We start from the raw sequence: 12,187 nt of genomic DNA on the forward strand, positions 1-12,187 counted from the left end.
CCATTTGAGCCATGAGAAGCGTCGCGAATACATAAACCGAGATGAGGGTCAAAGGGTACTCCCCTAATAAAACGTTAGGGAAGTGCCTCGTTGAGATCAAAACTACCTTTTCCCAATGTAAATCTGTGGAATTCCACTGAAAACGCCGAATACGCTCAGCAACCACAGCACCACCGCAATAAGTACTACGATGTTCAATATCTGCTTGACACGCGCATCCATTGGAATGTAGCTGTTGACCACCCACAGCAGAATGCCGACGACGACGAGGCCCACCACCACCGAAAGCAATACCGGCGGAATTGCGCTCATGACACCAAATATGTTCAGCAACCATAGCACCACCGCAATAATCACGACGAGGTTCAGTATCTGCTTGATTCGTGACTCCATCGGGATGTAGGTATTGACCAGCCACAATAGCAGACCCACGACGATCAGGCTCACCACGACCGAAACCAAGCCGATCGGGAGTACGCCCAAAACGCCGAACGCACTCAGCAGCCACAGCACCACCGCGATGATCACCACGATGTTCAGTATCTGCTTGATGCGGCCATCCATCGGGATATAGTTGTTGACCAGCCACAGCAGCACGCCGACGACGATAAGTACGACTACAAGTGAAATTAAGTCCATGGCCTTGCTCCTAAAATTAAATCAAATGATTGATGTAAAAAACAAGTTGTTAACCCAGTACCACCCGCACCCGATGCAGTCGTCCGTCATCCTGCAAAATAATGCTATTGCCGTTTGGCTGGCGTTCTCCATCGAGTTCTATTGTGACCACACCGCGTGTCACTCCGTTAGGGTTCTCAACCGCGATTTCATAGCGCGTATTTTCGTGCTGATAAGAAATGCTGAAACTGCGCCAAGCCCTGGGGATACAGGGATCAAAGACCAATTGGCCGGCGCGGACCTGTAAGCCCAAGACCCATTCGACTCCGGCACGGTAATACCAACCCGCAGCCCCTGTGTACCAGGTCCAGCCGCCACGCCGCACGTGCGGTGGCTCGGCATAGATATCCGCCGCCAGCACATACGGCTCGACCTTGTAGGCGTAAACGCCGGTGCGGGTAGACGTACGCTTGATCGGATTGAGCATATGCAGCAATTCCGCGGCCTGATCCCCTTCACCGAGCATGGCATAGGCGATGACGGACCAGATCGCCGCGTGGGTATACTGCCCGCCGTTCTCCCGCACGCCTGGCGGATAGCTTTTGATATAACCGGGATCGCGCTCGGTCTTGTCGAAAGGCGGGGTGAACAGCAACACCAAATCGTCGCCGTAGCGAACGAGATATTCCCGCACCGAATTCATCGCCCGCCGCGCGCGCTCGTCCTCGGCGGCACCGGAAATGACCCCCCAGCTCTGCGCAATCGAATCGATGCGGCACTCGGCGTTGGCAGCAGAACCCAAGGGGCTGCCGTCATCGAAAAAGGCGCGCCGGTACCATGCACCGTCCCAGCCTTCCGCTTCCACGGCGGCTTTCAGTTGGGCGGCGTGTTCGCGCCAGCGGCTGGCACGCTCCTGCTCGCCCCTGCCCTCCGCCACTTGAGCGAATTCGGACAGCGTGGCGAGCAGAAACCAGGCCATCCAGACACTCTCCCCCCTGCCCTGGTTGCCGACCCGATTCATACCGTCATTCCAGTCGCCGCTCCCCATCAGGGGTAAACCGTGCGCCCCCGTTTTCAGGCTTAGGTCGAGCGCACGCGCGCAGTGCTCGAAAAGGCTCGCGTGCTGCATCGACGGGGTCGGTTCGTAATAGGCGTCATCCTGTTCCGGCTCAAGCTGAGGGCCCTCAAGAAACGGCACGACCTCCTCGAGCACGCCGGCATCGCCGCTTACCTTCACATAGTGAGAGACGACATAGGGCAACCAAACCCGGTCGTCGGAAAAATGGGTACGCACCCCGCGGCCTGTGGGTGGATGCCACCAATGTTGCACATCACCCTCGACAAACTGGCGCGAAGCGGCGCGAAGAATGTGGGCGCGGGCCAGATCGGGCCCGGCGACCGCCAGTGCCATGCTGTCCTGCAGCTGGTCGCGAAAACCGAATGCCCCACCCACCTGATAGAACGCGGCCCGAGCCCACATCCGGCAACTCAGGGATTGATACAGCAGCCAGCGGTTCAGCAAGAGATCGAGCTCCCGGTCCGGCGTTTTCACCTGAATTTTGGCAAGCACTTGCTCCCACGACTGCTTCACCCGGGTAAACGTTGTGGCTACCTTGGTTTCCCGGTAGCGCCGGACCAGTTCGCCGGCATGGGCGCGATCTTTGCCTTGCCCCAACAGGAAAACAATCTCGGCCCGCCCGTTGGGTTCGAGTTCGATGACCGTCTTCAGCGCCGCGCAAGGATCCAACCCTGCACCGACGCGTTTTTTCAGGGCCTTGGGGCTCAGCAAGCCTACCGGAGCATCCAGGCTGCCGTTAGGACCGATGAACTCAGTCCGGTTTGCAGTCCACCCGGTTTGCCGTCCGGCGAGATCGGCGAAAGCGATACGCTGGCCGAATTCCATGTCCCAGGGATTGACCGCAAACAGGGCCCCGGTTTCCGGGTCCATCTCGGTGATAACGTGAGAGGCGGTCACCGTGCGCGAAGAGCCGAGCACCCACTCCACGTAAGCCGCAACCGTCAGACGGCGGGTTCGCCCCGAAACATTCGTCAAGGTCAAAGACGAAATCTTGACCGGATCGTCCGGGCTGACGAATTGCAGCAGGTTGCTATGTATCCCGTGGGAGGCATGCTCGAAACGACTATAGCCCTGCCCGTGGCGAATCACATAGCTCGTATTCTCGACCCGGATCGGCAGAGCGGTCGGGCTCCACAATTCATTCGTTTCATCGTCACGCAAATAGAATACTTCGCCGGGTGGATCGCTGACCGGGTCGTTCGACCAGGGCGTCAGCTGGTTTTCGCGGCTGTTACCGCACCAGGTGCAGCCGCTGCCCAACTCCGACACCGTAAAGCCAAATTCGGCATTGGCGATCACATTGATCCAGGGGGCCGGCGTCCACTGGCCTTTATCGAGCACGATCACGTATTCGCGCCCGTCTTCGACAAAACCACCGAGCCCGTTAAAAAATTCGAGCGGAGGGAGAGACAACGGTACCGAATCCATGCGGGGAGTGGTCAACGCTTTCGGCGCAACGAAAGCGGCCGCCGGCCTCTGGTGTCTCAACAGTTGTTCGGCCAACGTGCCGCGATTGCTGGCCAGCACCGCGCGCGCGACCGTTTGCAGCATACGCCGTTCTTCGACCGAGAGCTGATCGCCGCGCAAGACAAAAATTGCGCCCTGAATTTTATGTTCCTGATGAAACCAAAGCGCCTGTTTTTCCCGCACCATGCCCTCCAGCAAGGTCTGCAGGTCTCCAGCGTAAGAAAACTCTTTTTCATTCAAAATCACGACGTCAGCGGCGAGGCCTTTCATGCGCCAATACTCGTGGGCGCGCAATAATTGTTCGACGAGGATTCGATCTTCCGGTTCTGATACGCGCAGCAACACGATCGGGCGATCGCCCGAGATGCCATGCCGCCATAGCGAGGTGACATTCAACGTATTCAGCTGCATCATCCTGCCGGTTGGCCGAAGCGAAGGATCGGCGTAGACCAAGCGGTTGGCCAGATCCTGGAATAGCTGGGCTTCGTCGGGCTTGGTACGCAAATAATGCAGTTGCACATGGGCGTGAGTCCACGCCAGGGAAGACACGCGGTCGAACGCCGCCGCGTTGTGATATTTGTCGGCCAGCTCCTCCAGACTCTGGCGTGACGCGGCGACCAGAGTAGTGAACGTGACGTGTTCGGTTGCGCCTGCCGCGATACGAATCCGCGTGCGCAAACTGAAAATCGGATCGAGAACCGAGCCGACCGTGTTGGTCAACGGGCGCCCATCCATCACCGCGATCGGCTCCCGCAGCGTATGCCCACGTCCGATAAAACGGGCCCGGTCGGTTTCGTATTGGAGACCGTCTCCGGCTCCGACACAGGCCAGCACATGCGCCGCCCAGAGGTTCGGGTCTCCTTCCGCACGCTGGCGCCGCTTTGCTATCAACGCACAGGCCTGGGGAAAATACTCGGTCCGGACGAACAGGTTGGAAAAAGCCGGATGCGCGATGTCGGCCGGCAAGGGTGCGAGTACGATCTCCGCGTAGGAAGTGATCTCGATTTCCCGAGCCTGCATCCCGTTATTGGTCAGACTCAGGCGGCGGATTTCCGCATCATCCTCGGGCGAAACGAGGATCTCCAGCGTGCTGACCATGCTGCCGTCCGTGCGGATGATACGGGCGCGATCTTCGGCAAAAACCACCTCGTAGTCATCGGGCGCCATCGTCGTCGGTTGATACCCGGCAGACCATACCTGGCCGGTTTCAATATCGCGCAGATAGATATAACTCCCCCAGGCATCCCGCGTCACGTCTTCGCGCCAGCGTGTTACGGCCAGATTCTGGCAAAGGCTGTAACCCGACCCGGCGGCCGTGATCATCACCGCGTAACGGCCGTTGGAGAGCAAGTGCGAGGAAGGGACCAACGATGTGGGCGAAGGTACGCGCCGGACGGGCGGCTGCGCCGATTCCTTGACTTCGGGAAGCTCCTTGAGGAATGGCAGGCAGAGGGTATCCGCGCCGCGCGGGATGCGTTCCTGCAGTAACAGCTCGGCAGACTGGATCAGCGGTGCCTGATGGAAGCGGTGGCGCATTCTACCGTCATGGACTGCATTAGAGAAGGCCACCAGGGACATGCCCTGGTGGTGGGCCATGTAGCACCGCACCATCGCCATCCGCTGCCCACTTGCAAGCCGGATCGGGGTGAAATCCAGCGCTTCATAGAAGCCGAAGGGACCTAATGCGCCCTCCTTTTCCAGGCGCTGGAAGTTTTCCACGGCGGCATGCGGCAGATACATGGAAGCCAAAGCCGTCGCGTAAGGGGCAATGACCAGATCTTCACCGAGCCCTCGCTTCATTCCCAAGCCGGGTACCCCAAAAGCGGAATACTGATAGGTGAAGAAAAGATCGCGTACATTGAAAGCTGACTCGGAAACCCCCCACGGCACGCCGCGTTCTTTACCATATTCGATCTGCCGCTTCACGACCAGCCGGCAGGTCTGATCGAGCAAACTGTAACGCGGCGTATAGGTCACCAGAGAAGGCATCAGATATTCGAACATCGATCCCGACCACGACAACAGCACGGTGCCATGCGCCGCACGTGTCACCCTGCGCCCAAGGTGGAACCAGTGCAGGCTCGGCACATCACGCTTGGCGATCGCGATGAAACTGGAGAGGCGTGCCTCGGAGGCCAATAGATCGTAATAGCTGTCATCGAGCGCCCCTTCCGTCACCCGGTAACCCAGCGCAAACATATGCCGCGCCTCATCATAGAGGAAGCGGAAGTCCATTTCGTGGAATAAGGCATCCAATTGTGCAGCCATGGCTTCCAGACGCTTCGTGAGCGTTTCGGCCTGCTCTCCGGCGCGCCGCAGCATCATCGACAGAGTTTCCTGTTCACCAGACAAAGCCAAAGGCTCTTGTGGCAATGTCTCAAGGTGAGCCAAAGCCAATGCATAGGTGTCGGCTAAGTCACACAGGCGAGTATCGAGACTCAACTCTTTCCAAAACGCCTCAAGCTGAAGGCCTTGCACCTCCGTTTCGGCCCAAGCGTCCAGTTGGCCCGCAAAATGGATCCAGGGCACCAGACACTCCACATCGCGTACATGAGAACGAATGTCATCGCGCAGCAACGTAACCCACACGAGCACTTCGCTGTCGCCGGAATCGCCCCGTTCATCGGCATAGGCGCTTGCCAGATCCTGTAGCGTGTCAACGCAGACCGTCAACTGCCCCCACAGGCGACTCCAGTCTTCGTAGTCCATAGGCTGGCTTCCCAAGAGTTCCCCTAGGGCTACGCCTTTTTGCCGCAGCTCTTTCAGACTCACGGTAAGCGTACGCCGGTCATCGGAAATGCTGGCGAGCGAATCCATGAGTAGTCGATGCGTATCCGAAAGGCCCATCAACGCCGTGGAGAATGAAAGCGGTCGCCTCAAAGTTTCCCGGCATGTCTGGGCCAGCGCAAGCAAATGCCCAGCCAGGTTGCCGCTGTCAACGGTCGAAACATAACGGGGTTCCAGCATGTGCAGATCGCGGGTATCGTACCAATTGTAAAAATGGCCGTGCAGGCGCGGTAGCGCGATCAGCGTCTTCAGTGTAGCTTCGAGTCGGGCGACGGTATCACTCAAGCCTATCCAGCCGAAATCCCGGGCGCTTACCACGGACAACAGATACAGGCCGAAATTGGTGGGCGAACTGCGATGGGCGATGACGGGTTGCGGGGTTTCCTGAAAATTATCGGGCGGTAGATAGTGCTCCTCCCGGGTCACGAAGGTCGTGAAAAAGCGCCAGATACGCCTTCCGATCAAGCGAAGTTGAACGCTATCCTCGGGCTGTAGCGTTTCAGCCAGATCCAGTTTGGGCGGAAGGCTCAATGCGCGGGCGATGACCGGCGCCAGCCACCACAATAGCAGGAAGGGTGTCGCAAACCTGATGCCCGCCGGATTGAACAGCACGATTACGACACCGAAGGCAATGGCGACCGTAGACGAGATGCTCAGGGGGCGAATCAGATTCTTCATGGTATGACTTGCCGCTGCCTTTGCCTGCAGGGCGGTGGTCCATGTCAGCAGTCGACGCCGGGTAATGAACAGCCGAACTAGGGTTCTGACGATAGCGTCCGTCATCTGCCAGGCGTGCTGGGCAAGTAAGGTCAGCTCCACCAGACTGCTGCCTAATCCCCATAACACATTCTCACCCGTTGCGCGGAGATGGGTGACTAGCGAAGTGCCTCGACGGGGCAACGCGAACCCGCTTGTAATTGCCAGGATGGCGGGAAAAGCCAACGCCGTCAGGAAGAAACCCATCAGGACCCCTTGCGGTGCATTCGGGATAGCCCAGGTTGCGACCAGTGCGGAAAAGGTTGCCGGGGCCGATAGGGATCGGCGTAAATTGTCGAGCATCTTCCAGCGCCCGATCATCGGCATATCCTTGCCGCGAGGCCCGAAAATCCAGGGTAATAGCTGCCAATCACCGCGCGCCCAGCGGTGCTGCCGCGATGCCGCCACCTCGGCATGGGAAGGAAACTCTTCAAAAAACTCGATATCGCTCACCAGCGCGCAACGCGCAAATACGCTCTCGAACAAGTCATGACTGAGCTGGGTGTTTTCCGGCACGCGCCCGGCCAGAACGGCTTCAAACGCATCCACATCATATAAGCCCTTGCCGCTATAAGTGCCCAGTCCGAATAGATCCTGATAAAGTTCGGATACCGTGCTGGCGTAAGCGTCGGTGCCGGAAGCGCCGGCAAAAATCCGGTGAAACAGCGAACGTTCCTGCCGCTGCGGCAGGGTTGCCGTCACGCGAGGCTGGATAATGCTGTAGCCATCCACGGCGCAATGGGTTTTCGGATCGATCACCGGCCGGTTCAGCGGATGGGCGGCCACACCCACCAATTGTGATACAACGCCCATGGGCAACTTGGTGTCGGCATCGAGGGTAAGCACATAACGAACACCGGAAGGCGCAGCCGCTGGCTTGCCATCGATCGGCAGAAAAGACGTATCGACAGCGCCGCGCAATAAGCGGTTAAACTCGTGCAACTTGCCGCGCTTGCGTTCCCAGCCCATCCACTTGCCTTCGGATGGATTCCACAAACGCCTGCGGTGAAACACAAAGAAGCGTTGGTCTCCATACCTGGCGTTGAGCGCCGCCACTCCGGCAGTGGCTATGCTCAGCAGCCGGGCGTCGTTCGGCATCGTTTCTCGCTCCGCATCGCTCCAATCCGACAACAAGGCAAAGCGCAACTGGCCGTTAGGATTGGACAGATAGCGGATCTCCATTTGCCCGAGCTGCTCCTTTACTCCGGTCTCGGTCACGAACATTGTCGGCACGACGACGAACGTACTCAGCGCCTCGGGCACGCCGTCCTTCAGTTCGAGCCGTGGCAGGTGGCTCGGTGGAAGGCCTGCAATAATGAGCCGGTTAACGAGGCCGACCGCGATATCCGATGCGGGAAACACGCCGAATAAGGCAAGCAGGAACAATTGAAATCCGCCGACCCCTGCCGCTATACATGAGTTCAAGGGAAGTGCGAGCAACAGCCCTGTCAATAAGGCAAGACTAACCGCATAAGCGAGCCCCGCGTAGGCGACATAGGCACGCAGCAGCCATTGTTTGAACGAAGGTCGAAAATCGACTTCCTTTTCGAACGCGTAGCGGCCGGCGCCGATCAAGTAATAGCCCGGATCCCGCTGTCGTGCGTCGGTTGAGTCTTGTTCACTGGCGCGTTGAACTTTGGCTATTACCCGGCGTGCGATCTCCACCTCCGCATGCGGAGAGCGTTTGGCGAGATCTTCGACGGCGTGGCGATAGCGGTCGCGTGTCAGAAAATCCATTACCCCATAGCCGTCGTGAGCGCGCAGGCGCTCGTCCACCAGGCTCGCGTCCTCGACGAACTGGGGCCATTCGAATGCGGAAATGGCGCGCATGCTGAGGATGATGTTGCGGACCGTCAGGTTATCGGCGATCTGGTCGGCGTGTTCCCGGTGCACGATTTCATCCAGACTGACACCTTGCTCGCTAAGCCATTCATTCAGATAATCGAGGGAGAGTTCGGCGCCAGGATGCGGGTCATGTAATCGCTGCAAGATCTGTACGGCGTATGCCTGCCGCAGCGAAGCGGCGGGTAATTCCGGCGCGGGGAGAGGCGATTCCAGTTTATCGGTTTGAGCGATGATTTGTTCGATCCGATCGACGAACTCGTCCGCCAGCTGGCGACCTGTTTGAGAACGCATGGTGCGAACCGCCAGACGGCGCAGATTTTCGACCAGCAACACGCGTAGGGTACTCGGTATCGCCCAAAGTTCACCGAGGGTGAGAGGATCGACGCTTTGATACGCCCGCACGAAAAGCGTCAGCAACTCCGGTGCAAAGCGGCTGTCGGTATGGGCCACCAAGGCCCAGGCGATGCCGTAGACGCGGGGATAGCCCTCGAGTACGCCTTCGGCCAACTTGGGCAGCGCCCGGTAATAACTTTCGGGCAAATCGACTTGGATGTCGCTGACCTGCTCCTGGATCACATGAAAATTATCCAGTAGCCATTCCGCCGCCGGCGTGATGGCGCGCTGCTGACTTACCGCCTTGGCGACGGCTTCATAGGCATCGGCCAGCACCCGGCAATTCTCGCGCACCCGCGGGATCAGTTTGCGTCCTTGCTTGCGATCACTGACTTTTTGCGCTTGCGCCAAACTGACCGCATGCTGTTCGAGCCGTTCGGTGCTGAATAACTCGAAGCGGATGGGCGCCTCATCATTCCCCGGATGATCGATCCTAGCGTATCGCCTTTGTTCTCTCCGCTTCGCCATGGTTTTATTCTCCGAGCCTAAATTAAAGCTTCCTGCCTCGCAAAGCGGATAGAGTCTTTCTCACACTGTAATGAGGCGACTCGTATCGGCTTTGACTCAGAAAGTGAAAACGGAACGGTAAACTATTAAGGCTATAGGATGCCCAATAAGACCAGAACCAGTAAGATGATCAAGATCGTCCCGAGCCCTCCGGTGGGGCCATAACCCCACCCCCGGCTGTGTGGCCAGACTGGAATGACGCCAACGAGAAGAAGGATGAGAATGATGAGTAAAAGTGTGCCAACTGACATGGTAGCTCTCCTGCTAGACAAAGAAAGTTAATCTGAAATCGGTTCCGAAACTGCGCGGCCTTGGCGCCTCCGGCACCACTCCTCATACGAGGCTTTGGCGTATAAGGCCCAACAGACCCACGACGTTCAAATACACGGCCACGAAATAACTGAAAACTTTCGATGCCCGCATATAATAAGGTTCGGTCGCGATAGTCAGGGTAGTATTGCTTAAGTAAAAAAACTTCAGAGACAGAATGGCATTAAGATCGGACGCAGTCTGTACACTATCGTACATAATGACTCTGTCGGCGACTCCTGAAGCCCTGACTCGGGCAAAGCCGCATAGGCTGCAATTGTCCTTTGTCTTGACTCCAAGAATTAATATAAATTGATGAGATGGATTCAAAAATTCCGCGTAATCCTCTAATTTCTCCCGGGAGTCGTGACCCCTTTGAACACGCTTAATGACCACGAACTTCTGGTAGCGAACCGGAATTTCTATGAGCCCCTCTGGCGTGATGCCCAACTGGTTGAACCGGAGCATTTCAACACTTGGCCATTGATCAGCCCGCTGGCGGCCAAGGCGACTCGTCGCCTGGAAGTGGCGCCCGGGTTACGGCCACGGTTGCCCGTTGACGGCACGGATTTTGTCGACATCAGTATGAATGCGTTGACAAAACTGGCCGCCTGCGGAGGGAGACCGGTGATGTCCCCCATTGGCAGATTGCCCTTTGCCGACGGAACCTTTGATTTGTTGTGTGCCCTCGATATTATCGAGCACGTGGATGATGATCGGAGGGCCATGGCGGAATTGGCGCGTGTCGCCGCAAAGGGTGCAACCCTGTTGCTGTCAATGCCGCTGCATCCCGAGATGTGGACGCCTTTTGACGATTTCGTCGGCCATCGACGACGCTATGAACCGAAGGAGATCCAGACGCTGTTGCAACATCATGGCTTTACCATAGAACGGAGTGCCGTCTTCGGCATGCAGCCCAGTTCCTCATGGTTGCTGGATCTCGGTATGTGGTTTTTGACACATCGCCGGGAGAAAGCCATGAAGTGGTATAACCGGATCATGCCGTATACGATACGTTTGCAAAGCCCCCTCCAGCTTCATGAAGGCCTGATCAATACGGATGGGGTCGGCGAAATCCTGATCGTCTGCCGCAAGGGCATGTTTCCCGGTAATACTCGATAAGGTCTGGCGCTATAGGATTACTGCTTTGATGATGAGACAAAATACCCGCTGATTAAGTATTTGCACTAATTGTAAATTATCTTTTTTTTTCATATCGTAGAAGTCAGCACTCAAGGGGCGCGCTATAGCCATGAACGATGAAGGAGAGAGACCATGTCTAAAAGTAAAAAATTTTTGTTTGTGTTAATGATGATGGCGATCACACCTATCGGCATTTTTATGATGCCGACAACAGCCGTCGCCGCGAAAGCTTGGCCTACGCCTACGATAGAGTCTTTGGGTTTGGCCACGGCTACGTGCGCCACAGGGTCGGCACAGAATCCGGAGCTTATTCGCTTGCGTGATGCCATTTCAGCAGCAGGCAATCTCAATGAGGCCCGTACACTGGCCCTGACACCGACGAACGATGCAATCGACGCACTCAGAAATGCTCGTTCTATTATGCCTTTCAGCGAGGATCTTCGCTTGGCCGAAACCCGTCTTAGTGATGCCCGCTCACGTATCATTGTGGCATCCTCCCAAGAACAGGTCGCCGATGCATTCGACGGCATGATGATAGCGGGACTTGATGATGACAGTGCGGTCCGGGCAAGCGCCGGTGGTGGGAGTTGCAATTACTCAACGGGCGAGATTATCGCCATCGTGGTCGGTTTGATTCTGGGAATCATCCCTGGCTTGATCTTGCTCGTGGTGCTCTGCTGACGAACTCGTCACAAATCGACTCAGGCCTTGCAGCCAAGCGAATCCAGCCACGAAAATGATGGATTGCAAGGCCTGAACGCCAATTCCGCGGCCCGCAAGGTCGATTGTGTTTATTCAGACTCCCCGCCCCCGAGCACGGCCAAATGAGTTTTCGCGCTTTTCGACGTTTTCGTTTTTTAAAATAAAGCAGTGAGTATCGGCCATCTTAAGACACTCAGCCAATTGAAAATTTAAATCACTGAAGGTCTGATTTCAATTTGGAACCAGACCAAACAGTTGCATAAGTTGTAATTTCGTCGAGGGGACTTTCTTCAACGGTTTTTTGCCACTGCTCCGGCAATATGGGCTGTAATGGACCCGGAGCGTTCCCCATGACTTACCAGACTTGACATTAATTCCCGTTCCGCTTCAAGCCAATCCTCAAGCTCGTGCCCCGGATCGAATCCCCGTCTTTCTGCCTTGTAATAAGCAAGTTCGGAAATCTTGGCCGTGTTATCCAGAGGGTCAAGTGTTGTGCCGGATTCATCTGGAGTCAAAATTTCTGTGGTTTGATGTATATTTTGATTACTATGTTTCACGACTTTAATTCTCAATGCCAAGGAA

General features: G+C 56.7%; 6 protein-coding genes. 2 read left to right on the forward strand and 4 right to left on the reverse strand.

Annotated elements, in window-relative coordinates; translation table 11 throughout:
* Nucleotides 1-102 precede the first annotated feature (102 nt).
* From ACEPPP_RS03345 to ACEPPP_RS03355, 3 genes are all read right to left on the reverse strand, one after another.
* The gene (locus tag ACEPPP_RS03345; RefSeq protein WP_374089640.1) at nucleotides 103-639 is read right to left on the reverse strand and encodes a Thivi_2564 family membrane protein; all 537 of its coding nucleotides are present in this window, start codon (nucleotides 637-639) and stop codon (nucleotides 103-105) included.
* A gap of 49 nt (nucleotides 640-688) precedes the next feature.
* The gene (locus tag ACEPPP_RS03350) at nucleotides 689-9,412 is read right to left on the reverse strand and encodes a GH36-type glycosyl hydrolase domain-containing protein (RefSeq protein ID WP_374089641.1); all 8,724 of its coding nucleotides are present in this window, start codon (nucleotides 9,410-9,412) and stop codon (nucleotides 689-691) included.
* 131 nt (nucleotides 9,413-9,543) lie between these two features.
* Nucleotides 9,544-9,702 (reverse strand): DUF3309 family protein, encoded by a 159-nt coding sequence (locus tag ACEPPP_RS03355; RefSeq protein WP_374089642.1) that lies wholly within the window; start codon nucleotides 9,700-9,702, stop codon nucleotides 9,544-9,546.
* A 433-nt stretch (nucleotides 9,703-10,135) separates the two neighbouring features.
* Here ACEPPP_RS03355 and ACEPPP_RS03360 point away from each other — a divergent pair, with 433 nt between their 5' ends.
* Entirely contained in the window at nucleotides 10,136-10,882 is a 747-nt protein-coding gene (locus tag ACEPPP_RS03360; protein ID WP_374089643.1) for a class I SAM-dependent methyltransferase, read from the forward strand.
* A gap of 153 nt (nucleotides 10,883-11,035) precedes the next feature.
* Nucleotides 11,036-11,584 carry a hypothetical protein gene (locus tag ACEPPP_RS03365; RefSeq protein ID WP_374089644.1) on the forward strand — a complete coding sequence of 183 codons (549 nt, stop codon included), beginning with the start codon at nucleotides 11,036-11,038 and terminating at the stop codon, nucleotides 11,582-11,584.
* A 311-nt stretch (nucleotides 11,585-11,895) separates the two neighbouring features.
* On the opposite strand, the gene ACEPPP_RS03370 is transcribed toward ACEPPP_RS03365, so the two are convergent.
* Nucleotides 11,896-12,162 (reverse strand): DUF2934 domain-containing protein, encoded by a 267-nt coding sequence (locus tag ACEPPP_RS03370; protein WP_374089645.1) that lies wholly within the window; start codon nucleotides 12,160-12,162, stop codon nucleotides 11,896-11,898.
* Nucleotides 12,163-12,187: the final 25 nt, after the last annotated feature.

This window comes from Methylomicrobium lacus (assembly GCF_041897535.1).
GTDB lineage: Bacteria > Pseudomonadota > Gammaproteobacteria > Methylococcales > Methylomonadaceae > Methylomicrobium > Methylomicrobium lacus_A.